The 25,411-nt window shown below is 73.2% G+C and carries 20 protein-coding genes and 1 tRNA gene; 16 read left to right on the forward strand and 5 right to left on the reverse strand.

The window, feature by feature from the left end; genetic code table 11:
• The first annotated feature begins 23 nt into the window (after window positions 1–23).
• The 11 genes from ruvB (at window position 24) to ACYU7H_RS05410 (ending at window position 8,614) form a co-directional block, all read left to right on the forward strand.
• Window positions 24–1,058: a Holliday junction branch migration DNA helicase RuvB gene (gene ruvB, locus ACYU7H_RS05360; protein WP_460813137.1), complete on the forward strand. Its 1,035-nt coding sequence runs from the start codon at window positions 24–26 to the stop codon at window positions 1,056–1,058.
• A gap of 50 nt (window positions 1,059–1,108) precedes the next feature.
• Entirely contained in the window at window positions 1,109–1,513 is a 405-nt protein-coding gene (gene ybgC, locus ACYU7H_RS05365) for a tol-pal system-associated acyl-CoA thioesterase (protein ID WP_460813138.1), read from the forward strand.
• 114 nt (window positions 1,514–1,627) lie between these two features.
• Window positions 1,628–2,410 carry a protein TolQ gene (gene tolQ / locus ACYU7H_RS05370; RefSeq protein WP_460813139.1) on the forward strand — a complete coding sequence of 261 codons (783 nt, stop codon included), beginning with the start codon at window positions 1,628–1,630 and terminating at the stop codon, window positions 2,408–2,410.
• A gap of 69 nt (window positions 2,411–2,479) precedes the next feature.
• Window positions 2,480–2,923: a protein TolR gene (tolR, locus tag ACYU7H_RS05375; RefSeq protein WP_460813140.1), complete on the forward strand. Its 444-nt coding sequence runs from the start codon at window positions 2,480–2,482 to the stop codon at window positions 2,921–2,923.
• 55 nt (window positions 2,924–2,978) lie between these two features.
• Window positions 2,979–3,941: a cell envelope integrity protein TolA gene (gene tolA, locus ACYU7H_RS05380; RefSeq protein WP_460813141.1), complete on the forward strand. Its 963-nt coding sequence runs from the start codon at window positions 2,979–2,981 to the stop codon at window positions 3,939–3,941.
• A gap of 123 nt (window positions 3,942–4,064) precedes the next feature.
• Complete coding sequence (gene tolB / locus ACYU7H_RS05385) at window positions 4,065–5,441, forward strand: Tol-Pal system beta propeller repeat protein TolB (RefSeq protein ID WP_460813142.1); 1,377 nt, start codon at window positions 4,065–4,067, stop codon at window positions 5,439–5,441.
• 58 nt (window positions 5,442–5,499) lie between these two features.
• Window positions 5,500–6,021: a peptidoglycan-associated lipoprotein Pal gene (gene pal / locus ACYU7H_RS05390; protein ID WP_460813143.1), complete on the forward strand. Its 522-nt coding sequence runs from the start codon at window positions 5,500–5,502 to the stop codon at window positions 6,019–6,021.
• A gap of 243 nt (window positions 6,022–6,264) precedes the next feature.
• Window positions 6,265–7,041, forward strand: a complete 777-nt coding sequence (gene ybgF / locus ACYU7H_RS05395) for a tol-pal system protein YbgF (protein ID WP_460813950.1) — start codon at window positions 6,265–6,267, stop codon at window positions 7,039–7,041.
• Window positions 7,042–7,107: 66 nt separating this feature from the next.
• Window positions 7,108–7,794, forward strand: a complete 687-nt coding sequence (gene queE, locus ACYU7H_RS05400; RefSeq protein ID WP_460813144.1) for a 7-carboxy-7-deazaguanine synthase QueE — start codon at window positions 7,108–7,110, stop codon at window positions 7,792–7,794.
• A 1-nt stretch (window position 7,795) separates the two neighbouring features.
• A complete protein-coding gene (gene queC / locus ACYU7H_RS05405; protein WP_460813145.1) occupies window positions 7,796–8,491 on the forward strand; it encodes a 7-cyano-7-deazaguanine synthase QueC in 696 nt (231 codons plus the stop codon).
• 47 nt (window positions 8,492–8,538) lie between these two features.
• A tRNA-Lys gene (locus ACYU7H_RS05410) sits at window positions 8,539–8,614 on the forward strand.
• 62 nt (window positions 8,615–8,676) lie between these two features.
• Here the strand turns inward: ACYU7H_RS05410 and recQ are convergent.
• Together recQ and ACYU7H_RS05420 are read right to left on the reverse strand one after the other, a co-directional pair.
• A complete protein-coding gene (gene recQ / locus ACYU7H_RS05415; protein WP_460813146.1) occupies window positions 8,677–10,500 on the reverse strand; it encodes a DNA helicase RecQ in 1,824 nt (607 codons plus the stop codon).
• A 120-nt stretch (window positions 10,501–10,620) separates the two neighbouring features.
• Window positions 10,621–11,172: a Dps family protein gene (locus ACYU7H_RS05420; RefSeq protein ID WP_460813147.1), complete on the reverse strand. Its 552-nt coding sequence runs from the start codon at window positions 11,170–11,172 to the stop codon at window positions 10,621–10,623.
• 87 nt (window positions 11,173–11,259) lie between these two features.
• Between ACYU7H_RS05420 and hrpA the strand changes: the two genes are divergently transcribed.
• Window positions 11,260–15,330 carry an ATP-dependent RNA helicase HrpA gene (gene hrpA / locus ACYU7H_RS05425; RefSeq protein ID WP_460813148.1) on the forward strand — a complete coding sequence of 1,357 codons (4,071 nt, stop codon included), beginning with the start codon at window positions 11,260–11,262 and terminating at the stop codon, window positions 15,328–15,330.
• Between the two features lie 100 nt (window positions 15,331–15,430).
• Here hrpA and ACYU7H_RS05430 read toward each other — a convergent pair whose 3' ends face one another.
• Window positions 15,431–15,937, reverse strand: a complete 507-nt coding sequence (locus tag ACYU7H_RS05430) for a hypothetical protein (protein ID WP_460813149.1) — start codon at window positions 15,935–15,937, stop codon at window positions 15,431–15,433.
• A 63-nt stretch (window positions 15,938–16,000) separates the two neighbouring features.
• Here ACYU7H_RS05430 and ACYU7H_RS05435 point away from each other — a divergent pair, with 63 nt between their 5' ends.
• A complete protein-coding gene (locus ACYU7H_RS05435; RefSeq protein WP_460813150.1) occupies window positions 16,001–18,166 on the forward strand; it encodes a RelA/SpoT family protein in 2,166 nt (721 codons plus the stop codon).
• Window positions 18,167–18,269: 103 nt separating this feature from the next.
• Window positions 18,270–19,739 (forward strand): hypothetical protein, encoded by a 1,470-nt coding sequence (locus tag ACYU7H_RS05440; RefSeq protein ID WP_460813151.1) that lies wholly within the window; start codon window positions 18,270–18,272, stop codon window positions 19,737–19,739.
• 9 nt (window positions 19,740–19,748) lie between these two features.
• Here ACYU7H_RS05440 and ACYU7H_RS05445 read toward each other — a convergent pair whose 3' ends face one another.
• Window positions 19,749–21,047, reverse strand: a complete 1,299-nt coding sequence (locus ACYU7H_RS05445; RefSeq protein ID WP_460813152.1) for a glycosyltransferase — start codon at window positions 21,045–21,047, stop codon at window positions 19,749–19,751.
• Between the two features lie 4 nt (window positions 21,048–21,051).
• Window positions 21,052–22,326 (reverse strand): glycosyltransferase, encoded by a 1,275-nt coding sequence (locus ACYU7H_RS05450; protein ID WP_460813153.1) that lies wholly within the window; start codon window positions 22,324–22,326, stop codon window positions 21,052–21,054.
• A 118-nt stretch (window positions 22,327–22,444) separates the two neighbouring features.
• Here ACYU7H_RS05450 and mrcB point away from each other — a divergent pair, with 118 nt between their 5' ends.
• Together mrcB and ACYU7H_RS05460 are read left to right on the forward strand one after the other, a co-directional pair.
• The gene (mrcB, locus tag ACYU7H_RS05455) at window positions 22,445–24,877 is read left to right on the forward strand and encodes a penicillin-binding protein 1B (RefSeq protein WP_460813154.1); all 2,433 of its coding nucleotides are present in this window, start codon (window positions 22,445–22,447) and stop codon (window positions 24,875–24,877) included.
• Entirely contained in the window at window positions 24,877–25,392 is a 516-nt protein-coding gene (locus ACYU7H_RS05460; RefSeq protein WP_460813155.1) for a tetratricopeptide repeat protein, read from the forward strand. Before mrcB ends, ACYU7H_RS05460 begins: the two co-directional genes overlap by 1 nt.
• Window positions 25,393–25,411: the final 19 nt, after the last annotated feature.

Consider the following 25,411-nt stretch of genomic DNA (forward strand, 5'->3'; position numbering starts at 1 on the left):
GGCGCGCGTGCGACCATAGCCGGATGGACGACGCCCGCCTGATCGACGCCGACGCCACCCGCGAGGACGACGCCGTCGAGGCCTCGATCCGCCCCAAGCGGCTGGACGATTACCTGGGCCAGCAGCCGGTCCGCGAACAGATGCGGATCTACATCGACGCCGCGAAGGGCCGGGGCGAGGCGCTCGACCACGTGCTGATCTTCGGTCCGCCCGGGCTGGGCAAGACCACGCTCAGCCATGTCATCGCCAACGAGCTCGGGGTCAACCTCCGGGTGACTTCCGGGCCGGTGATCGAGAAGGCCGGCGACCTCGCCGCGCTGCTGACCAACCTGCAGCCGCACGACGTCCTGTTCGTGGACGAGATCCACCGGCTGTCGCCGGTCGTCGAGGAGATCCTCTATCCGGCGATGGAGGACTTCCAGATCGACATCATGATCGGCGAGGGCCCGGCGGCGCGCTCGATCAAGCTCGACCTGCCGCCCTTCACCCTGATCGGCGCGACCACGCGCGCGGGCCTGCTGACCGCGCCGCTGCGCGACCGCTTCGGCATCGTCCAGCGGCTCGAGTTCTACAGCGCGGGCGAACTCACCCGGATCGTGGAGCGTTCCTCGCAGATCCTGAGGATCGCCTGCGACGCCGAGGGCGCCGGGGAGATCGCGCGCCGGTCCCGCGGCACGCCGCGCATCGCCAACCGCCTGTTGCGACGCGTGCGCGACTACGCGCAGGTGAAGGGCGACGGCATCATCCACCGCGACATCGCCGACGCGGCCATGAAGATGCTCAAGGTCGACCCGCAGGGCTTCGACGAGCTCGACCGCCGGCTGCTGCGCACGATCGTCGACAGCTTCGACGGCGGCCCGGTCGGCGTGGAGTCGCTGGCCGCGGCGCTGAGCGAGGAGCGGGGCACGCTCGAGGACGTCATCGAGCCTTACCTGATCCAGCAGGGCTACCTCGTGCGCACCGCGCGCGGCCGCATGGCCACGCCGAAGGCCTACCGCCACCTCGGCCTGAAGCCGCGGGCCGGGGACGTGGACCTGTTCGCCGATCCGGCCGGCTGAGCGCGGCGCCAGGCCGCTGCCAGCCCGCCTCGCGAGGGAAGTCTTAACGAATGTTCAGCCATCCGGTCCGCGTTTACTGGGAAGATACCGACGCCGGTGGCGTGGTCTACCACGCGCAATACCTGGCCTTCCTGGAACGGGCGCGCAGCGAATGGATGCGCGCGCTCGGCCGGGGCCAGGAACTGCTGCGGGCGGAGCACGACCTGGTGTTCGCGGTGCGGGCGATGCGGATCGACTTCCGCGCGCCGGCGCGGCTGGACGACCTGCTGGAGGTCACCGTGTCGCTGGCGGCCTGCCGCGGCGCGAGCCTCGTGGTCGGCCAGTCGATCCGGAGGGACGGCGAGGTCCTGCTGGACGCCGAGGTCCGGCTGGCCGCGCTGGGCGCGGCGGATTTCCGCCCGCGGCCCATCCCCCGCGCGCTGCACGACGAACTGAAGCGACTGGCGACCGGATAGCACGCAGGACAACCCCCGGGACACGCAGGCGGCCGTCGCGTCGATGGCCGGCCGCGACACACGACACACCGCCCGCGCACGGCGCCGGGCAGCATGACCACGGAGACACCTGGAATGAGTCGAACCGCCATGGCCCTGCAGGCCACCGTCGAAGCCCTGCCGGAGGAGGCGACCACCGCCGAGGTGCTTGCCGCGGCGCAGTCCGTGCCCGGCACCGCCGGCAACGAGCTGGACATGCTGCAGCTGATCCTGCACGCCTCGCTGCCGGTGCAGCTGGTGATGCTGCTGCTGCTGTTCGCATCGATCGCGTCGTGGGTGATCATCTTCCGCAAGAAGCGCATGCTCGACCGCGCGGAGAAGGAAGCCGACCGGTTCGAGGAGCGCTTCTGGTCCGGCTCCGACATGAACAAGCTCTACGCGGCCGCGACCGAGCGCAACCGCGAGGTCGAGGGCCTGGAGGCGATCTTCGAGGCCGGCTTCCGCGAGTTCTCCCGCCAGCGCCAGCGCCGCGGCGCCGACGCGCGCAGCCACCTGGAAGGCGCGCAGCGCGGCATGCGCGTGGCGACCTCGCGCGAGCTCGACGGGCTGGAACACAACCTCGAGTTCCTGGCCAACGTCGGTTCGATCGCGCCCTACGTCGGCCTGTTCGGCACGGTCTGGGGCATCATGATCTCGTTCCAGGGCCTGGCGAACGTCAAGGAGGCGACCATCGCGACGGTCGCGCCGGGCATCTCCGAGGCGCTGATCGCGACGGCCATGGGCCTGTTCGCCGCGATCCCGGCGGTCTGGGCGTACAACCGCTACGCGACCAAGGTCGAGCGCATCGCCGGCCGCTACGAGGCCTTCGGCGACGAGTTCTCCTCGATCCTGGAACGCCAGGCCCACCTCGACGACTGACCCCGGCCGCCGCGGCGCGCCGTTGAAGCGGCGCGCGCACGAAGCCCCCTCGAACCGCCGAGTCCCGCCATGTCCGTCCTCTCCGCGCGCCGCCACCGCCGGCGCAAGCTGAAGAACGAGATCAACGTCGTGCCGTACATCGACGTGATGCTCGTGCTGCTGATCATCTTCATGGTCACCGCGCCGCTGCTGAACCTGGGCGTGGACATCGAACTGCCGCAGTCCGACGCACGGCCGCTGGAGCAGAAGCAGGACCCGGTGATCGTCAGCGTGGACCGCGACGGCAACCTGTTCGTCACCGTCGCGGGTGGCGAACAGGAAGCCGTGAGCGCGGAAGAGATGGCCGCGAAGGTCGGCGCGTTCGTCGCGCAGAACCCGGAGGTCGCGGTCTACGTCGCCGGCGACCGCGACACGCCCTACCAGGTCGTGTACGAGGTCCTGACGGCGCTGCAGACGCAGGCGGGCGTGGAACGCGCCGGCCTGATGAGCCAGCCCGCGGGCGACGGCGGCTGAGCATGCGCGCCACGCCACACGGCCGGGCGCCCGCCGGATCGCGCGGGGGCGTGGGATGAGGGAGCGCCGCGCCGACACGGTGCAGGCGACGCTGTTCGCGATCGGCCTGCACGCCCTGCTGTTCGCGATCGCCTTCCTCGGGATCTGGTGGACGCGGACCGACGCGCCGACGTCCGCCGCCGGCCCGGTCATCGAGGCGGAACTGGTCGACGCGAACGCGTTGTCCGCCGAGATGCGGCGCGTGCTCCGCGACCGGCCCGAGCCGCTCGAGGACCCCGTGCCGCCGCCGCCCGAACCCGAGCCGGTCGAGCAGGACACCACGCCGCCGCCGCAACCCGAGCCGGAGCCGTCGCCGCAGGAATCCCCGGTGCCGCCGCAGCCGCGCCCGCAGGAGCGCGTCCCGGAGCCGGACACCCGCGAGCAGGAACGCGTCTCTCGCGAGGCCATCGCGCAGCGCGAGGCCGCCGAACGCGAGCAGGAGGCGCGTCGCCGGCAGGAGCAGATCGACCTCACCGAGGAACGCGAGCGGCAGGAGGAAGCCGAACGCCGCGAGCGGCGCACCGAGATGGAGCGGCAGCGGCAGGCGCAGCTGGCCGAGATCCGCCGTCGCCGTGCGGAGCTGGAGCAGGAGGCGAAGGAGGCCGAGCGCAAGCTCCGCCAGCTCGCTGCCGCGCAGGAGGCGGCCCGCGCCGACGCGCAGGCCAGCCAGCCGTCGGGCAACGAGGGCACCGACAACGACCTGCGCGCGCGCTACGCGGCGGCGATCCAGCAGGCGATCCTCCGCCAGTGGACGCGGCCGGACACCGTGCCGATCGGGCAGCGCTGCCGCATCGTGATCCGGCAGATCCCGGGTGGCGAGGTCATCGATGCCGAGGTCGACCCGAGCTGTCCGTACGACGCGCAGGGGCGGCGTTCGGTCGAGGCCGCCGTGCTGAAGGCGCAGCCGCTGCCCTACGCGGGATTCGAATCCGTCTTCGAGCGCACGCTGATCATCAATTTCCAGGCGCAGGACCGCTGAAGCCGGCGCCGGTCCGGGGCATGCTCCCGGAAAACCCGACAGCACCCGTTCATCTTTGAGACGGTGTTAACGCTCAAGCTGTTACACGCTTTCATCCTGCTGAACGCACCCGCAAGGAGCACCATGAACCGACCCTCGCGGCTGGTCCGCCGGCCCGCGCACCTCGCTGCGCTGTTCGCCCTCGTCCTGGCCTTCCTGTGGCTCCCGCTGGCCGCCAGCGCCCAGCAGCAGGGTCTGGAGATCGACATCGTGGGCGGCCATGCCTCCGCGCTGCCCATCACCGTGGCGCCGATGCCCTACCAGGGCAGCGCCGGCGCACCGGAAACCGACGTCTCGGCCGTGGTGTCGGCCGACCTCAACCGCTCGGGCAAGTTCAACGTGATGCCGGCCGAGCGGGTGCGCCAGATCGCCGCGCCGAACCCGCCCCCGAGCCGCGGCGCGGACGTCGCCTATCCGCTGTGGCGCGCCGCGGGCCAGGATTACCTGGTCGTGGGGCGCGTGCTGGACGCCGGCGGCGGCAGCTACCGCGTGGAGTACGAACTGTTCGACGTGGCGCGGCAGACGCGACTGATCGGGCTGGCGATGACCGCGCCCGGTTCGGCGATGCGCGACGTCTCGCACCAGATCGCGGATGCCATCTACGAGAAGATCCTCGGCGTGCCGGGCGCGTTCTGGACGCGCATCGCGTACGTGACGGCGAGCGGCGTCGGCCGCGACACCCGCTACGCGCTGGTGGTCGCCGACTCGGACGGCTGGAATCCGCAGACGGTGGTGCGGTCCGCCGAGCCGCTGCTGTCCCCGTCGTGGAGCCCGGACGGCAATCGCGTCGCCTACGTCAGCTTCGAGCGGGGCAACTCCGAGATCTTCATCCAGGACATCGGCTCGGGCTCGCGCGAAGCGGTGGCGAGCTTCCGCGGCATCAACGGCGCGCCGGCGTTCTCGCCCGACGGGCGCCGCCTCGCGCTCACGCTGTCGAAGGGCGGCAACCCCGACATCTACGTGATGGACCTGGGCAGCCGCGCGCTGCGCCAGGTGACCGACCACTACGGCATCGACACCGAGCCGGTCTGGAGCGCGGACGGCGCGAGCCTCTACTTCACCTCCGACCGCGGCGGCCGGCCGCAGATCTACCGCGTGTCCGCGTCCGGCGGCGGTGCCGAGCGCATCACGTTCCAGGGCAGCTACAACGCGACCGCCGACGTCTCCTACGACGGCAAGCAGGTCGCGGTCGCCCAGGGCAATGGCAACAACTACCGGGTGGCGCTGCTCGACCGCGGCACCGGGTCACCCCGCTGGAGCACGCTCTCGCCCGGCTCGCTGGACGAGTCGCCGAGCTTCGCGCCGAATGCGGGGATGCTGTTGTACGCCGCGAGGGAAGGTGCGCGCGGCGTGCTGTACGCGGTCTCGGCCGATGGCCGGGTCCGGCAACGATTGGTACTGGCCGACGGCGACGTCCGCGAGCCGGCGTGGGGCCCGTACCGACAGCGCCCGCAGCGCTGACGTGACGTCCACGCATCCGCGGTCACCCTGAACAACCCCTCAACCCCGAGGATCGACGATGAAGACCACTGCTCCGACCCTGCGCGTCCTGGCGATCGCCACGCTCTGCGTGACCGCCATGGCCTGCTCCAAGCGCGTCCGCGAGGAAACCCCGCCGCCGGCCGACACCACGCCGCCGCCGGTGACCGACACGACCGGCGTCCCGGGCGCCTACACCCCGGCCGACCTGGACACCGATCCGTGCCTGCAGACCCGCACGATCTACTTCGATTTCGACCAGGACGTGCTGCGCCCCGAATTCCAGGCCGCGATGGCGTGCCACGCGAAGTACCTGCGTGACCGTCCGTCCGCGCGCATGACCCTCGAGGGCAACGCCGACGAGCGCGGCAGCCGGGAGTACAACCTGGGCCTCGGCGAGCGCCGCGGCAACGCGGTGTCCTCGGCGCTGCAGGCCAACGGTGGCTCGGGCAGCCAGATCACCGTGACCAGCTACGGCGAGGAGCGCCCGGTCTGCACGTCCTCCAACGAGGAGTGCTGGGCCCGCAACCGCCGGGTCGAGGTCGTCTACACCGTGCGTTGATGGCGGCGGGCCGGGACAAGGGACCCGGCCCACTTCCACGAACCACGTGCACCATCGACGGCCCCGCGACGCTCGTGCGCCGCGGGGCCGTCGTCTTGATGGCCCCGGCCATCTTCCGGACAGCCCGGACGCGTTAGGCTGCCCGCCTCGAATTCCGTTCCGCAGGATCGCGCCATGACCGCCCACCGACACGCCGCGCCCTTCCTCCGCTCCGCCCGGCTCGCGCCGCTCGCACTCGCGGCGATGCTGGTCGCGACGCCCGCCGCCGCCCAACGCGCCAGCCTCGGCGAGCGGGTCGCCGCGCTCGAACAGCAGGCCGCGGGGCAGCAGGGCAACGTGGAACTTCTCAACCAGATCACCCAGCTGCGCGACGAACTGCGTGCGCTGCGCGCCCAGCTCGAGGAGCTGCAGCAGGCGCAGGAGCAGCAGGCGCAGCGGGCCCGCGCCCAGTACGTGGACCTCGACAGCCGGATCGCCCGCCTGTCCGGGCAGGCGCCGGCGGCCGGCGCGTCGCCGCCGATCGACGTGCCGGCCACGGAGTCGCCGTCGCCGGCCGTACCGCCGCCCGCGGACGCCGCCGAAGATCCGCCGCCCGCGATCCATGGCGATCCGGGCGTGCTTGCGCGCGGCGAGGACGAGCAGCGCGAATACCTGGCCGCCTTCGACAAGCTCAAGTCCGGCGACTACGTGGCGTCCGCCAGCGCGTTCCAGGACTTCCTCGCCACCTGGCCGTCGGGCAGCTACGCACCGAACGCGCTGTACTGGCTCGGCGAAAGCTACTACGTGACGCAGAACTATCCGCTGGCCGAGGATCAGTTCCAGGCACTGCTCGACCGCTACCCGACCCATGACAAGGCGCCCGGTGCGCTGCTGAAGGTGGGCCTTGCCCAGTACGGCCAGCAGCGGATGGACGCGGCGGCCGGCACGCTGGCCGACGTGGTCGCGCGCTATCCCGGCACGGACGCGGCACGGATCGCCGACGAGCGCCTGCGGGCGATCGGGCTCACCACCGGACGGTAACCGCCGAAGGGCCGCCGTCGCCCATCCCCGGGCAGGCGGCCCGCACCCGCGGCGTACAATGGCGCGATGGATTCCGTCGCGCCCGAGCCCGGCGTCGCCGGCCCCGGGGCCGCCGACCGCCTGCGCATCACCGAGATCTTCCTGTCGCTCCAGGGCGAGGCCCGGGACAGCGGCCGGCCGACCGTGTTCGTGCGGCTGACCGGCTGCCCGCTGCGCTGCGGGTACTGCGACACGGCCTACGCCTTCCATGGCGGCGCGTGGTGGACGGTGGACGACATCCTCGCCGAGGTCGCGCGCCTTGGCGTCCGGCACGTCTGCGTGACCGGCGGCGAGCCGTTGGCGCAGAAGCGGTGCATCGGCCTGCTCGAGCGCCTGTGCGACGCGGGCCATGCGGTGTCGCTGGAAACGTCGGGCGCGATCGACATCGCGCCGGTCGACACGCGCGTGTCGCGGGTGCTGGACCTCAAGACCCCCGGGTCCGGCGAGGTCGACCGCAACCTGTGGTCGAACGTCCACCTGCTGACGCCGCACGACCAGGTCAAGTTCGTCCTGTGCGACCGCGCCGACTACGACTGGGCCGTGGCGAAGCTGGTCGAGTTCGACCTGTCCGCGCGCTGCGATGTCTTGTTCTCGCCCAGCAAGGACCAGCTCGACGCGCGCACGCTGGCCGACTGGATCGTCGCGGACCGTCTGCCGGTGCGCTTCCAGGTGCAGCTGCACAAGCTGCTGTGGAACGACGAGCCGGGACGCTGAGATGGTCGGGACGCGGCGGCGCGCGGTCGTGCTGGTGTCGGGCGGGATGGATTCGGCCGTCGTGCTCGCCATCGCCCGGGCCCAGGGCTTCGACTGCCACGCGCTGAGCGTCGCGTACGGACAACGGCATACGTCCGAGCTGGCGGCGGCGGCGCGCGTGGCCGGGGCGCTCGGTGCGGTCGAGCACAAGACCGTTCACGTCGACCTGCGCAGCATCGGTGGTTCCGCGCTGACGGACGATGCCATCGGCGTGCCGACCGACGACGACGGCCACGCCATCGGCGAAGGGATCCCGTCGACATACGTGCCCGCGCGCAACACGATCATGCTGTCGATGGCGCTGGGCTGGGCGGAGGTGCTGGGCGCGGCGGACCTGTTCTGCGGGGTCAACGCCGTCGACTATTCCGGCTATCCGGACTGCCGCCCCGAGTTCGTCGCGGCGTTCGAGCGGCTCGCGAACCTGGCGACCAAAGCAGGCGTCGAGGGCGCGGGGCTGCGCGTGCACGCACCGCTGCAGCACCTGTCGAAGGCCCACATCGTGCGCGAGGGCGCGCGGCTCGGCGTGGACTTCGCGATGACCGTGTCGTGCTACCAGGCCGATGCCGCCGGACAGGCATGCGGCCACTGCGACGCCTGCCGCCTCCGCGCGGAGGGATTCGACGCGGCCGGCGTGCCCGATCCGACGCGTTACGCCTGAGGGCGTGCGCTAGAATGCGCGACCCGGTGCAAGGCCGGGTGTTCCGTGGGCCGTTAGCTCAGTCGGTAGAGCATCGGACTTTTAATCCGCTGGTCGATGGTTCGAATCCATCACGGCCCACCATTCAAAGAGCGCGGGCGGTTCGATTGCATCAGCGGCGCGCGCCGCATGGTTCACCTCGCCGGCTACGCCGCGCGGACGTCGACGTCCGCCATCGCCCGCAGCACGTCCTCGCCGTAACGCTCGAGCTTGCGGTCGCCGACGCCGCTGATCCCCGCCAGGTCATCCAGGTCCCAAGGGGCCGCCACGGCGATCGCGCGCAGCGTGGCGTCGTGGAAGATCACGTAGGCCGGCACGCCCTGGGTCCGTGCCGTGTCCGCGCGCCACGCGCGCAATGCGTCGAAACGTGCCACGGCGTCCGGCGGCAGGTCGGCCACGGCATCGGCCGACGCACCGCCGCTCCGGTCCCGGCGACGCGAGCGCGAAGGCGGGTCCTCGCGCAGGGTCATCCCGCGGCGGCCCCGCAGCAGGTCCGCGCCGTCCTCCGTGAGCCGCAGCGCCCCGTGGCCCGCGACGTCCGCCTCCAGCAGGCCGCCCGCCACGAGTTGCCGGAACACGCTGCGCCACTGCCTGGCGTCCAGGTGGGTGCCCACGCCGTGGGTCGGCAGCGCGTCGTGCCCGAACTGCCGGATCTTCGCGGTGTCCGCGCCCCGCAGGACGTCGACCAGGTGCGCGGCGCCGAAGCGCTGTCCGGTACGGACCACGCACGACAGCGCCTTCTGCGCATCGACCGTGCCGTCGCGGCTGCGCGGCGGGGCGATGCAGTTGTCGCAGCGCCCGCAGTCGCCGGGATGCGCCTCGCCGAAGTAGCCCAGCAGCGACTGGCGCCGGCACGTCGTCGATTCGCAGTAGCCGAGCAGCGCGTCCAGCTTCCGGTGTTCCAGCCGCCTGCGGTCTTCGCTGGCGTCGCCGGAATCGATCATCCTGCGCAGCAGCACCGCGTCGCCCAGCCCGTAGCAGAGCCAGGCGGTCGCCGGCGCGCCGTCGCGTCCGGCGCGGCCGGTCTCCTGGTAGTACCCCTCCATCGATTTCGGCAGGTCCAGGTGCGCCACGAAGCGCACGTCCGGCTTGTCGATGCCCATGCCGAAGGCGATCGTCGCGACCATGACCACGCCGTCCTCGCGCAGGAAGCGGCGCTGGTGCGCGGCGCGCGTCGCGGCGTCCAGGCCCGCGTGGTAGGGCAGGGCGGTGATGCCCTGGTCCTCGAGCCAGGCCGCGGTCTCCTCGACCTTGCGCCGCGACAGGCAGTACACGATGCCGCTGTCGCCCGCGTGGTCACGCAGGAAGGCGAGCAGCTGCCGGCGCCCGTCGTCGCGCGGCACCACGTCGTAGCGGATGTTGGGGCGGTCGAAGGAGCCGGTGAACTGTCGCGCCTCCTGCAGTGCGAGCCGCTCCACGATCTCCGCGCGCGTGGGCGCGTCCGCCGTGGCTGTCAGCGCGATGCGCGGCACCTCCGGCCAGCGTTCGTGGAGCAGCGCGAGTTCGCGGTACTCCGGGCGGAAGTCGTGGCCCCACTGCGACACGCAGTGGGCCTCGTCGATCGCGAACAGGGCGGGCCGCACCTGCTCGAGCCGGGACAGGAAGCGCGGCGTCAGCAGGCGCTCGGGCGCCACGTACAGCAGGTCCAGGTCACCCGCCTGCCAGTCGCGCTCGACCTCGCCCGCCGCGCGCGCGTCCAGCGAGGAATTCAGGAACGCCGCGCGCACGCCCAGCTGGCGCAGCGCCTCGACCTGGTCCTGCATCAGCGCGATCAGCGGCGAGACCACGATCGCGGTGCCCTCGCGCAGCAGCGCGGGCAACTGGTAGCAGAGGGACTTGCCGCCGCCGGTGGGCATCAGCACCAGCGCGTCGCCGCCGCCGACCACGTGGTCGACGATCGCGGCCTGGTCGCCGCGGAAGCTGTCGTAGCCGAAGACGTGGCGGAGGGTGTCGAGGGGCGCGGCGGTCATGCCGCGACAGGGTACCAGCGGGCGGGGCCCCGCCCCGGCGCCACGGTCACCCGGGCGGGTAGGAAATCGCCGCGCAGGGGCGTGCCGCGCCGGCCCCGGTGGCCGGCGCGAGGAGGACGGTCACTGCAGCAGCGAACGCAGCATCCAGGCGTACTTCTCGTGGGTCTGAAGCCGCTGGGTGAGCAGGTCGACGGTCGGGTCGTCGCCGCCCTTCTCGCCGGTTTCCAGCACCTTGCGCGCGGTGCGGCAGACCGCCTCGTTGCCGACCACCAGCTGGCGGACCATTTCGCGCCAGTCGGCGGCGTCGCTCAGCCCCGGCTCCTCCGGGATCGACGACAATCGCGTGAACTCGGCGTAGGAGCCCGGGGCGTTGAAGCCCAGGGCGCGGATGCGCTCGGCGATCTCGTCCAGCGCGCCCCACTGCTCGGTGTACTGGGTCTCGAACATCACGTGCAGGGCGTTGAACATCGGCCCGGTCACGTTCCAGTGGAAGTTGTGCGTCTTCAGGTACAGCGTGTAGCTGTCGGCGAGGAAGCGCGACAGGCCCTCGGCGATCTTCCTGCGGTCGCCGGCGGAGATGCCGATGTCGATGGCGGGCGCGCTCGAGCCCGGGGCGGGCGAGGCGGCAGGCTGCGCGGTCGGTTTCGTCTTGGCGGCCTTCTGCTTGGACATGGACTGTTCTCCTTCGATGGAATCCATCGACGACAATAGGCGGCGCCGATTGGTTTGTGAAATGAATTGTCTGGTTCGCGGCAATCGATGAAAGCTATCGCCTCGGGAAGCGACCGTTTGCAGGCACGTCGCGCGGATGTCGACCGCGCGCGGACGAGCGACCGTGGTCGGCTGCTCGGCCTGTGGTCGCGGTGGCGGGAGCGGCCTTCGGACGGCGAAGCGGCCCGCCGCTTCGAGGAGGCCCTGCAGTCGTCGATCGAGGCGCGTGAATCGGCCGCCGCCGCACTGCCGTCCGCGCCGGTGGATCCGTCGCTCCCCATCGCCCGCGAAGCCGACCGCATTGTGGCGTTGATCCGTGAACATCCCGTTGTCGTGGTGGCCGGTGAAACCGGCTCGGGGAAGACGACCCAACTGCCGAAGTTGTGCCTGGCGGCGGGACGCGGCGCGGCCGGCATGATCGGCTGCACGCAGCCGCGGCGCATCGCAGCGCGCGCCGTCGCGCGCCGCGTGGCGGAGGAACTGCAGGTGCCGCTGGGCGGCGCTGTCGGCTACCAGGTCCGCTTCAGCGAGCAGGTCGGCGAGCGCACGGCGGTGAAGTTCATGACCGACGGCATCCTGCTGGCGGAGATCGCGTCCGATCCCTGGCTGTCGCGCTACGACACGCTGATCATCGACGAGGCGCACGAGCGCAGCCTCAACATCGACTTCCTGCTCGGCTACCTCAAGCTGCTGCTGCCGCGGCGGCCGGACCTGAAGGTCGTGGTGACGTCGGCCACCATCGACACCGCCCGGTTCTCGGAGCACTTCGGTGGCGCACCCGTCGTGCAGGTCGAGGGGCGCGGCTTCCCCGTCGAGGTCCGCTGGCGCCCGCCGGAAGAGATCGAAAAGGGGTCGGGTTCATTTCCTCCCGACGTCCGATCGGCACGTGGCTCGTCCGGAAGGAACGAACCCGACCCCGTTTCCAGCATCGTCGCCGCCTGCGACGAAATCATGGCCGAGCGCCGCGCCGACGGCCCCGGCGACGTCCTGGTCTTCCTCCCCGGCGAGCGCGAGATCCGCGAGGTGCACCGCGCGCTCGAGGGCCGCCGCTACCCGCACGTCGACGTCCTCCCGCTCTATGCGCGCCTGTCCGCGCGCGACCAGGACCGCGTGTTCAACCCGGGTCCGCGGCGGCGCATCGTGCTGGCCACCAACGTCGCGGAAACCTCGCTGACGGTCCCGCGCATCCACTACGTCGTCGACCCGGGCCTGGCACGTGTGAAGCGCTACAGCCCCCGGCTGAAGCTCGACCGCCTGCACGTCGAACCGGTCAGCCGCGCGAGCGCCGACCAGCGCAAGGGCCGCTGTGGCCGCGTCGCGCCCGGCACATGCATCCGCCTGTATTCGGAGGCCGACTACCTCTCGCGCCCCGAGTTCACCGACCCGGAGATCCGCCGCGCGGCCTTGGCCGGCGTGATCCTGCGCATGCTCACGCTGGGCCTGGACCGCATCGGCGGTGGGGGAAGGAAGCGTCGCGGCCGCGCGCGGGACGCGGATCCCGCGCTGGTCGAGCGCTTCCCCTTCATCGACCCGCCCGACCCGCGCGCGATCGCCGACGGCTGGCAGCAACTGTCCGAGCTCGGGGCGACTGATGGCGAGCGCCGCCTCACCGACACCGGCCGGACGATGGCGAAGCTGCCCGTCGACGTGAAGCTCGCGCGCATGCTCGTGGCGGCGCGCAAGCATGCCTGCCTGCCGGAGATGCTGGCGATCGCCGCGTTCCTCGGCATCCAGGACCCGCGCGAGCGGCCGGCCGACGCACGCGCCGCGGCGGACACCGCGCACGCCGCCTTCGCCGACCCGAAGTCCGAGTTCGTCGGCATCCTGAAACTCTGGGATGCGTTCCGCGCCGCGCACGAGGACCTGACCCAGTCCCGCCTGCGCAAGTGGGCCGACCGCCACTTCCTCGGCTTCCTGCGCCTGCGCGAGTGGCGCGAACTGCACCGCCAGCTGAAGCTCCTGTGCGAGTCGCTCGGCTGGGACACGGCGCATGCCGCGAAGCCCGGCGACACCGGCGACGGCGTCGACCGCGCGTCGTACGCGGCGCTGCACCGCGCCCTGATCGCCGGCCTGCCCACGCACATCGGCCACCGCATCGAGCGCAACCGCTACGAAGGACCGCGCGGCCGCCGCTTCCAGTTGTTCCCGGGGTCGACGCTGGCGTCGAAGCCGCCGCCCTGGGTCCTGTCGGCCACGCTGCTCGACACCGAGAGGGTGTGGGCGATGACCAACGCGGCGATCGAGCCCGAGTGGGCGATCGACGAACTGCCCCACCTGCTGGCGCGCCGGCAGCACGACCCGCGCTGGGCGCGCTCCCAGGGACGCGTGGTCGGCAGCGAACAGGTCAGCCTGTTCGGCCTGGTGCTGGCGCCGAAGAAGCCCGTGCACTACGGCGCCCTGTTCCCGGAGGAATCGCGCGGGATCTTCGCGCGCGACGCGCTGGTGACCGGCGAGATCAACACCCGGTCGGCGTTCCTCGCGCGCAACCTCGCCACGCTCGCCGCCGCGAAGGAGGAGGAGGCCCGACAGCGCCGGACCGGCCTGGTCGTGGACGAGGACTGGATGGTGCAGTGGTACCTGGACCGGTTGCCGGCGCACGTGCACAACGCGCAGGCGCTCGACGCCTGGTTCCGCGGGCTGTCGAAGGACGCGAAGGCGTTGCTGGAGTGGACGCGGGACGACCTGCTGGTCGGCGAGGAGAGCGACGCCGCGCGCTTCCCGACGCACATCGCGCTGGGAGACGCGCGCCTCCCGGTGACCTACCGCTTCGAACCCGGCGCGCCCGACGACGGCATGACGCTCACGGTACCGCTGCACCTGCTCGGCGCCCTCGAACCCGCGCGCCTGTCCTGGCTCGCGCCCGGGTTCGTCGCGGACAAGGCGACGGCGCTGATCCGCGGCCTGCCGAAGGCGCTGCGACGCAACTTCGTGCCCGCGCCGGACTTCGCGCGCGCATTCGCCGAGGCGCACGCGGTCGGCTCGGACGACCCCCTGGTCGAGGTGCTCGCCGCGTTCCTGCGCAAGGCCACCGGTGCCGAGGTCGGCCCCCACGACTTCGACGAGCCGGCGCTCGAACCGCACCTGCGCGCGAACCTGCGGCTGCTGGACGCGGACGGCCGCACGGTCCTCGCCGAGTCGCGCGAGCTCGGCGACCTGCGCCGCCGCTTCGCCGAGCGTGCGGCGAAGGCGTTCGCGGCGCATGCGGCCCAAGGCCTGCCACGCGCGCGCCTGGACGCGTTCCCGGACGAGCCCATCCCCGCGTCGGTGCCCGGTGCGGGCGGCGTGCCGGCATTCCCCGCGCTGCACGACACCGGCGACGGCGTCTCGCTGCGCGTGCACGCCGACCGCGCGAAGGCCGAGGCCGCGCATCCGGCCGGCGTGCGCCGCCTGCTGCGCATCGCGCTGGCCGATCGCCTGCGGCAGGCGCGGCGGCAGCTTCCGGTCAAGCCGAAGGCGGGCCTCGTGTACGCGGCGATCGAGGCCACGGCAGCCTCCGCGGACCGTCGCGAAGGCGACGCGTTGCGCGAGGACCTGGTCGAGGGCGCGTTCCTCGCGATCACCGATGACGCGACCCTTGCCGGCGTGCGCACGCCGGAGGCCTTCGACGCGGCGCGGGACGCGGTCGCCAGGGCCCTGTTCCCCGAAGCGGTCGCGCGGCTGGCGCAGGCGGAGGCGATCCTCGATGCGCTCGCGGAGGCGCGGGGGGCGCTCGACGGCGGGCCGATGGGCTGGGCCGGCGGCAACCTGGACGACATGCGCGCGCAGCTGGGCGCGCTGGTCGGTCCCGGATTCCTTCGCGACGTCCCGTCCGACGCGCTCGCCAACTACCCCCGCTGGCTCAAGGCCATCGCGTTGCGTGCCGAGCGCGCGATGCGCGATCCGGCACGCGACCAGACCCGAATGCTGGAACTCAAGCCGTTCGCCGACGCGCTGGCGGCCGCGCGTGGCGCGGGCGTCGCGGACGCGCCCGGCTGGCAGGCACTGCGCTGGGACCTGGAGGAACTGCGCGTGCAGCTGTTCGCGCAGGAACTCGGTACACGTGGCGGGGTATCGCCGAAGAAGCTCGCCGCGCGCCTGGGGGCCCTGCAACCACCGGAAGGCCGGCCACGCACAGGCTGAACGTCGGCACAGGCTGTCGTCGCGAGCGAAGCGAGGGACCTGCTACTCCCGGCAAAAAGCGGGAAGCAGGTCCCTCGCGGCGCTCGGGACGACGGGGAGGCTACTTGACGCGCTTCACCTTCGCATTGGTGTTGTAGCCCTCGACCCGCATGTACCAGGCCTCGCCGAGCACGGCGGGCTTGATGGTGACTTCGGGGTTGGCCTTGCGCGCACCGGGGATCCGCGCGCTGTCGACCTGCTCCCACACCTGGCCGTTGTCCAGCGTGTAGCGCTTGCCGCGGCCGAAGCCGGTGAACTCCCCGACCACGCGCGCGACGATCGGATCGCTCGAACCGAACGAGAGGAAGCCGCGGTGCGTGTCCTTCACCTGCTGCTCGGCCGCCTGGGCAGCGCGCGTGGTCTCCACCTGCAGCGTGCCGCGCATCCAGGCGTTGAGGTTGGCGAGCTCCTCGGGGCTCAGCTTGTCCAGGCCGGCGGCGCGGAATTCCTCGGGCGACATCCGCTGCTCGATCGGGCGCGCATCGGAGGCGGGCGCCGGCTGCTGCGCCAGGGCGGGCAGGGCGAAGGCAAGGGCAAGGGCGAAGACGGCGAGACTGCGGATCGGCATGGCCTGTTCCTCGGGACGGTCGGCGGCTAGTGTACGGAGTTCCCCACACCGGACGCAGTCGAGGTGAACGCCTCCCCGCTGCCGCCCCTGGACCCGGCCGGCTTCCGCGCGTTGCTCGACGCGCCGGACGCCGCGGCGCTGCGCGGCCCGTTGCGGGACGCGTTGCTGTCGGCCGCGGACGCGCCCATCCCGGTCTCCGATCCGCCCGCGGTGCTGGCGGGCACGCTGGAAGCCCTGGCCCGGCTCGATGCCGACGAGGAGGTGGTCGCCGCCGCCATCCTGCGCGCGCTGCCCGACCTGCACCGACGGCTCGGCGACGCCTTCGACCGCGATCATCCGGCGATCGTCGCGCTGGTCGAGGGGCAGCAGGCCGCCGCCCGGGTCTGGTCGCTGCATGCCGAACAGCGCGGCGCGGGCAGTGCCGAGGGCCTGCGCCGGCTGCTGCTCGCCATCGTCCGCGACCTGCGCGTGGTGCCGATCCTGCTCGCGCGCCAGCTGGCGCGGCTGCGCGAGGCGCCGGCGCTGCCCGGAGCCGACCGCCGCGCGTTGGCGGCGCTGACGCGCGACATCCATGCGCCGCTCGCGAACCGGCTGGGTATCTGGCAGCTGAAGTGGGAGCTCGAGGACCTGGCCTTCCGCCACCTGGAGCCGGAGACCTACCAGCGCATCGCCCGGTTGCTCGACGAGAAGCGCGCCGACCGCGAGCGGCACATCGCGCAGGCCCGCGCGGCGCTGGAGGCGTCGCTGGCGGCGCACGGCATCCGCGGCGACGTCGCCGGCCGGCCGAAGCACATCTACAGCATCTGGAAGAAGATGCAGCGCAAGGGCGTGCCGATCGGCGAGCTCTACGACCTGCGCGCGGTGCGCGTGCTGGTCGACGACGTGCAGGCCTGCTACGCCGCGCTCGGCGTGGTGCATGCGCTGTGGACGCCGGTCCCGAGCGAGTTCGACGACTACATCGCGCGGCCCAAGCGCAACGACTACCGTTCGCTGCACACCGCGGTGGTGGGGCCGGAGGGCCGGACGCTCGAAGTCCAGATCCGCACCCACGCGATGCACCAGCAGGCCGAACTGGGCGTGGCCGCGCACTGGAAGTACAAGGAGGGCGGCCGGTCGAGCCGGCATGGGGACGCGGCGATGGAGAAGCGCATCGCCTGGATGCGCCGCCTGCTGGAGGCGCCGGCCGAGGGCGACGCGGCCGACCTCATGGGCGAGATCCGCAGCGAGCTCGCCGAGGACCGCGTCTACGTGCTCACGCCCCGCGGCGAGGTGATCGACCTGCCGGCCGGCGCCACGCCGCTCGATTTCGCCTACCACGTGCACACCGAGGTCGGGCACCGCTGCCGCGGCGCGAAGGTCGACGGGCGGATCGTGCCGCTCGACCACCACCTGCGCAGCGGCGACCGCGTCGAGATCCTGACCGGCAAGGTGGCCGAGCCGCGACGCGACTGGCTCGTCGAGTCGAACGGCTTCCTGGCCAGCGCGCGTTCGCGCGAGAAGGTGCGCAGCTGGTTCCACAAGCTCGACCGCGCCCGCAACGTGCACGACGGCCGGGAGATCCTGGAGCGCGAATTCCGCCGGATGGGCCTGCTCGGCGCGGACACCGGCCCGGTGCTGGCGCGCTTCAACGTCTCGACCGAGGACGACCTGCTGGTCCTGCTCGCGCTCGGCGACGTGGGGCCCCACGCGGTGGCGCGCGCGCTCTCCGAACACGAACGCGGGCGCGAAGGCGCCACCCCGGAACGCGAGGCGCGGCCGGCGCGTCCCGCGCGGCCCGCGCGACGCGCCACGGACTTCGACGTGCAGGGCGTGGGCAACCTGCTCGTCCAGGTGGCCCGCTGTTGCCAGCCGCTGCCGGGCGAGGCGATCGCGGGCTACCTCACCGTCGGACGCGGCGTGACCGTGCACCGCGCCGACTGCGCCGCGCTGGCCCGGCTGGCCGCGCGGCAGCCGCAGCGCGTCCTTTCGGTCGAATGGGGCGCGCGCGACGGTGGACACGAGGTGGACGTGCAGGTCGTCGCGGTCGACCGCAAGGGGTTGCTCAAGGACGTGAGCAACGCGATCGCCCAGGCGGACGTGCACGTCGGCACGATCCGGGGCGAACCGCTGCGCGGCGGCGGGCGCGTCCGCCTGAACATGCGCCTGCGGGTCGGCGACTTCAGCCAGCTCTCCGGCGTGCTCGGCAAGCTGGCCGCGTTGCCCGGCGTCGAGGAGGCGCACCGGGCGTGAGTCGGGTGCCGCGCGCGGGAGGTGTCGCTTGACGGTCCCGCCTCGCAGGCGTGCGTGGCACGGGCGCGGATCGCCGCGTCCGGTGCCGGTGGCATGGGGTGCCGTGCGCGAATGGCCGTGGGCATGGATCGTGCCGCTGCTCGTGCTCGCGGCCGTGCTGCTGCTCGCGGTGCGCGTGCCGCTGGCCGAGCGGCTGTGGCCACGGTCGCGTGCGGACACGCTGCTGGTCGCGGCCGGGGAGGCGCTGGCGCATGGCCGGCTCACCGCCGCGGATGGCACCGGTGCCCGCGAGCTCTTCGAAGCCGCGCAGGCGCTGGATCCGGACGACGTCGAACCGCGGGCCGGGCTGGCCCGGGTCGCGCACGCCGCCGTCGCGCAGGCCCGCGAGGCGGTCGAGCGCGGCGACCACGGCGCCGCGCACCGGGCGCTCGCGCTCGCGCGCGGGCTCGACGCGCCGCGCGATGCCGTGGCGCCGGTCGCGGAGGCCTTGCGCCTGCGGGAAGCCCAGGGGGCGGACACCGAAGCGCTGCTCGAACGCGCCGCGCGGGCACGGGCCGCCGGCGACCTGGAGGGACGCGCAGGCTCCGCGTTGCCGCTGTACGCGCGCGTCCTGGCGTTGCATCCCGGGCATGCCACCGCGCTCGCGGGTCGCGAGGATGCGGTCGCCGACCTGCTGGAGCGGTCCCGCGACGCCGCGGGCCTGGGGCGCGTCGCCGAGGCGGTGGACCACCTGCGTCGCGCGCGCGGCTTCGATGCGGCGCACCCGGACCTGCCGGACAGCCAGGCCACGCTGGCCGCCGCCGTGGAACGACGGCGGGACGCGGCCGATGCGGCGCTGGAGGCGGGGCGCCTGGACGCGGCGGTGCACGCCTACCGCGAAGTGCTGTTCGCCGACCCGGACGACGGCCGTGCGGTCACGGGGCTGGCGCGCGTGGCGGCGGCGTGGGCGGGGCGCGCCTCGCGGCTGGCGGCGGATTTCAGGTTCGCACCCGCGGTCGAAGCGCTGGACAAGGCGCGCGAGGTGCATGCCGAGGCGCCGGAGGTCGCGCGCGCCGCCGACGACCTCCGCCAGGCACGGGCGGCGCATGCGCGGCTTCGGCCGGTCGGCGAACGGCCCACGGCACGGGCCGCCGTGCGCCTCGAGGACGCGTTGGACGGCATCGATCGGGCGGCCGCGCGGAACGAATGGCTCGCGCCGCCGGGCGACAGCGCATACGACCGGCTGCGCGTCGCGCGGACCCTCGCGCCGGACGATCCGCGCGTCGCACGCGCAGGCGAACGGTTGCGCGCGGGCGCGACGGCATGCTTCGCCGACGGCCTTCGGACGAACCGGCTGGCGCGCGCGGGCGAGTGCCTGTCGCTGCGCGGCGAACTCGGCGACGATCCCGCCCGGCTGGCCGCCGACCGGGGCGTCCTCGCTTCGCGCTGGATCGCCCATGGCGACGAGCGGCTGGGTGCCGGCGAACTGGACAACGCGCGGCGCGCCCTCGCACGCGCCCGCGCGCTCGACGCGGATGCCCCCGGGCTGCGGGAATTCGCCGCGCGCGTGGACCGCGCGCAGGCGGGGCGCTGAGCGACGGCCTCAGCCGCGCGATTCGTGCGACGCGACCTCGCGCAGCACCGTTTCGAGGCGTGCGGCGATCGATTGCCACGCGTGCGCGGCGACGTCATCGGCGCCGAGCGCGAATCCGTGATCCAGCGTGCCGGAGCGCTTGGCCGAGAGAAGCGACTGCAGGCGGGGGACGATGGCCGACGGTGTCTGCGCGCAGGTGACGCCCCGGCCCAGCGCCGCCAGCCGCGCCGCCGCGGCATCGTTGTCGACGTGCGGCGCCAGGTGCAGGACGGGACGGTTCGCCCCGAGGTACTCGTAGAACTTGCCGGGGACCTGGGCGGCGTCGTCGTTCGCGATGCTCACGAGCACGTCCGCGCGCCGCTGCGCCGCCAGTGCCTCGCGGTGCGGCAGGAAACCGAGGGCGCGGAAGCGCGACGGATCCCGGCGGCACGCGTCGCGCAGGACGTCGGGCAAGGCGATCGACGCCACGTTCAGGCGGACGCCGTCGACCGCCTCCACCGCCGCCACGAGGGCGCCGGCGGTGCGGAACGCATAGAAACTGCCGGTGTAGAGCAGTTCAAGCGTCCCGGGATCGAAGTCCACGATGCCCTCGTCGGCGGGTGCGGGGGCGGCGTCATAGCCCTGCGTCAGGACCGTGACGCCCGCGTGGCGGCCATGGCGCGTGGCCAGCAGGGCGGCGGCATCCGGGGTCGTCACCAGCACATGGTCGGCTCCGGCGCAGACGGACGATTCGAGCGCGTGCGCGCGCCGGCGCCAATGGCGCGGCGTGTAGGGCGCCAGCACCGGGTCGCCGAGGTCGGCGACCAGCGGATGGCCCGCGGCGCGCGCCGCCAGTCCGACTTCGAGGCTCGTCGCCGGCTCGTGGGAGGCGATGACGACGTCGGGGCGGAAGTGCCGGAGCACGTCGGGCAGCGCGCGCAACGCGATGGCGCGCCACTCGCCCCGCAGGTCGGGATACCAGAGGCGCTCGGCGAGCGCCTGCAGGATCCGCGATACCCGGTGCTTGAGCCCGCCACGCGACGCTCGGGCCGGCGGTGCCGTCGGCGCCGCCGGCAACCTCGACGCCCGGGCGCGCATGCGCCGGTTCCTCCGCCACGCGACGAGGCCACGGAACAGTCCCGCGTGGGTGCGGTGCACCCGCACGCCGCCGGGCAGGTCGGGCAGCCCCACCGACGCGCCCCCGAGGTCGATCGTCAGCACGTGCACTTCATGTCCGCGCAGCGCCAGCTCCCTCGACAGGTAGGCCCAGCGCAGCGACTGCGGCGACGGACTGGGCGGGAACTCGTAGGCGACCAGGAGGATGCGCATCGCGTCAGGCCTCCGGGCGGCCGAGGTCGCGCCGCGCGACGTCACGCGCGGACTCGGCGGAGAACCGCCCGGCGACGGCCTGCAACGCGTTGCGCGAAATCGAATCCCACAGCGCGCGGTCGCGATACACGCGCACGACCGCGTCCACCAGTCCGTCCGCGTCGGACGCGACCAGCACGTCGTGGCCGTCCGCCAGCCCCATGCCTTCCGCGCCGCAGGGCGTGGTCACCACCGGCTGCCCGTGCGCCATGCTCGCGTTGACCTTGCCCTTCACGCCGGCGCCGAAGCGGAGCGGCACGAGCGCCACCCGGCAGCCCTCCAGCCACGGCGTGACGTCCGGGACGTGGCCATGGACGCGGATCCCGGCGACCCCGCGTGCCGCCGCGGCGAGGTCGGCGGGCATGCCGGCGCCGATGAGGTGGAGTTCGACGCCGGGAAGCGCCTCGCGCACGCGCGGGAAGAGCTCACGCACCAGCCACCGGCAGGCGTCGGTGTTGGGCGGGTGCCGGTGCCCGCCGACGAACACGATGCCTTCGCGTTCGTCGTACGGGCGCCCCGGTGTCGTGCGGGCGACGATGTTCGAAAGGATCCCCACGCGGGCGCCGGGGCACGCGGCACGCAGGGCCTCGCGCTCGTGGTCGCTCACGACCCAGGTCGCATCCGCCATCCGGACCAGCGCCAGCTCGCGTTGTTGCGTGCGCCGCGCGTGCCGCCCGAGGCCACCGAGGCCGTTGAGCGCCGCCTCGCGTCCTTCGCGGACGTGGTGCAGGTCGACGGTGTCGAACACCAGGCGCGCCCCGGGGGCGATCGCGCGCAGGTACGGGAGCCAATGGCCGGCGACGCCATGCCGGGCGACGATCGCCGCCCGGATGTCGCGCGCGTGGCGTGCGAGCCAGCGACGGGGCGCATGGGACACCACGCCGACGCCGATCCCGGCAAGGATCCGCTCCGCGTCCGCATCGCCGCCGGCATCCGCGACCATGACGACCTGCCAGCCATCCGCGACCAGCAGGCGGAGCAGGTGGACGAGGCGGACGGAACCGGAGTCGCGGTCCTCGCGCGGCAGTTCGGATTCCACGACGACGAGGAGCGGCCGGCGCGGGTCGTGGCGGGGGGTGCCGCGGGCGGCGGCATGGCCGGGAAGCGGGGTGCCGTGCCGGGCGCGCGCGATCGTGGCGCGCCAGCCACGCGCGTGCACGCTGCCGGCGAACCGGTGGAAGGTCGCGCGCGCGCGCCGGACCTGGAACAGGAGTTCGTGGAACAGGATCTCGGGGTACACGTCGTCCGTGCCTGGTGAATGGATGGACACCGCGCCGCCGCCCCGGCGTTCCGTGTGTCCGCCGCCCCTGCGCTAGACTCGCGCTTCCGCAGGCCCGTCCTGCCATTGTCGCATTTCCGTGGCCCGCAACGATCCGGACGACTTCGACGACGACGACGGCGCCGGCGCGCCGGACTGGCGCCGCAGGCTGCTGACCTGGGCCCTCGCGGCCGCGGGGCTCGGGCTCGGCTTCCTCGTGCCGTACATGCTCTACCTCAACCACCAGGTCGGGGAGCGGTTCGGCCAGTTGCAGTGGCAGTTGCCCACCCGCGTGTTCGCGCGTCCGCTCGAACTGCGCAACGGGCTGGCGATGGACGCGGCGACCCTCAAGACCGAGCTCGACGCGGCCGGCTACTTCGAGGACGGCGCGGGCGTGCGGCCCGGGAGCTACGCGCGCAACGAAGGCCGCTGGCTGATCGCCAGCCGGGGTTACCACGACGTCGACGGCGCCGTCGCGCCGCGCCGCATCGCCGTCCGGCTGTCGCGCGGACGCGTCGCCTCCGTGGCCGATGCCGCGCGCGACCAGGCGCTCGAGGCCGCGCGCCTGGACCCGGCACGCATCGCGACGCTGTACGGGCAGAAGCAGGAGGAGCGCCGCCTCGTCGCGCTCGACGAGGTCCCGGAGCTGCTGGTGACCGGCCTGCAGGCCGTCGAGGACCGCGACTTCAAGGACCACAACGGCATCGACCTGCGCGGCATCGCGCGCGCGCTGTGGGCGAACCTGCGCGCGGGCGAGACGGTGCAGGGCGCAAGCACGCTCACGCAGCAGCTCGCGCGCAGCGGCTTGCTGGGCATCGGGCGCGAGGTGACCTACACGCGCAAGTTCAACGAGATCCTGTACGCGATGCTGATCGAGGCGCGCTACGACAAGCGCACGATCCTCGAGACCTACCTCAACCAGGTGTACCTGGGGCAGCGGGGCGCGCAGGCGATCCATGGCGTCGCTGCGGCATCGGAGTTCTGGTTCGGCCGCGACCTGTCGAACCTCACCACGAGCCAGGTGGCGCTGCTGATCGGCATCATCCGCGGGCCCTCGTACTACGACCCGCGCCGCAACCCCGAGCGCGCGAAGGAACGCCGCGATTTCGTGCTCGACAAGATGCTGGAGACCGGGCTGATCGACGCCGAGGCGCACGCCGACGCGATCGACGACGATCTCGGGGTCACCGAGCAGCCGGGCAGCGTCGCCAACCGCTTCCCCGCGTACGTCGACCTGGTCCGCCGGCAGCTCGCGCGCGAGTTCCCGGCCGACGCGCTGGCCGGCGCCAACCTGCGGGTGATGACCGCGATGTCCCCGTCGGCCCAGGCGTATGCCGAGGGTGCCGTGCGGCGCACGCTCGAGGCGCTCGACAAGCAGAACCGGCCGCCGCTGGAAACAGGCGTGGTGGTCACCGACGTGCACGGCGGCCAGGTGGTCGCGGTGGTGGGGAGCCGGACCTTCGACAAGCCCGGCTTCAACCGCGCGGTCGAGGCGCAGCGGCCGGTCGGCTCGCTGCTCAAGCCGTTCGTCTACCTGCTCGCGCTCGCGCAGCCGGGCCAGTGGTCGCTGGCGAGCTGGGTCGATGATTCGGACGTCACCGTCACCCTCGGCAACGGCCGGCGCTGGTCGCCCGACAATTCCGATGGCCGCAGCCACGGCACCGTCCGCCTGATCGACGCGCTCGCCCGGTCGTACAACCAGGCCACCGTGCGCGTCGGCATGCAGGTGCACCCGGAGCGGCTGGCGGACCTGGTGCGCACGCTCGCGGGCGTCGAAGCCGAGCCGAACCCGTCGCTGATCCTCGGCTCGACCGACCAGAGCCCGTACGCGATGGCGCAGCTGTACCAGTTCCTCGCGTCCGGCGGCGAGATCCAGCCGCTGCGCGCGGTGCGCGGCGTGCTGGACGCCGAAGGCCGCGCCCTCAACCGCTACGACACCGATCCGGCGCCGGCGCAGGAGGGCGACGCGATCGCCGCGCGCCTGGTGACACTGGCGCTGCAGCATGCGGTCACCTCGGGTACCGGCCGGCAACTGGTCAGCGACGGCCTCGGCCACCTCAAGGCGGCCGGCAAGACCGGCACCAGCAACGACGGCCGCGACAGCTGGTTCGCCGGCTACACCGGCGACCACCTCGCGGTCGCGTGGGTCGGCAACGACAAGAACGAGGCCACGGGCCTGTACGGCGCGACCGGCGCGATGCGCGTCTGGTCGGCGCTGTTCGCGCGGCTGCCGAGCCGGACCCTCGACGTCGGCGACGACGGCCTGGAATGGGCCTGGGTGGTCCAGTCCAACGCCACCGACGCCGACTGCCCGCAGGCCCGCCGCTTCGCGTTCGTCGAGGGCTTCGTGCCGCCGTACCAGCCGTGCTACGTGCCGCAGCCCGATCCCTACTACGACGGCGAGTCGGAGGAAGGCCGGAGCTGGCGCGACTGGTTCGGCTGGGGCGACCGGCGTGATCCGGCACGCGAGGCCGAGGCCGCGCCGCCCGAGCCCGCGCCGGCACCGGCGCCGGAAGAGGAGTTCGTGCCGTGATGCGTGCTTGGCTGCCAGTCATTGGATTCGCTTTCCTGCTGGGAGCATGCGCATCGGCACCCCCGCCGGTCGAGGCGCCGGTGCTGACGACGGCGACGCCCGCGCAGCAGGTGGCGGCCGTCCGTGCCGTCGCGGGGGTCGAGGACACCGAGCTGGCGGTCGCGCCCCTGCGTGACCCGCGCATCGGCGACCTGCGTGCCCGCGCATCCGCGGCCGAGCGCGCCGGCCAGCCCGCGGACGCCGCCGCGGCCATCGACGAGGCGCTCGCCATCGCACCGGGTGACCCCGAATTGCTGCAGGAGCGCGCCGAAGTCGCCCTGTTGCTGGGGCAGCCGGCGGATGCCGAACGGCTCGCGCGCCAGGCGTGGGGCCTGGGGTCGAAGGTCGGCCCCCTGTGCCGCCGGCACTGGGCGACGGTCGAGCAGGCGCGGCTGGTCGCCGGGGACGCGGACGGCGCGGCGGAAGCGAAGGCCGCGATCGGTGCGTGCACGCTCGGACGCCCGCCCCGCTATTGAGCGCGGCATGCCCGTCCTG

The sequence above is a fragment of the Luteimonas pelagia genome, assembly GCF_054776035.1.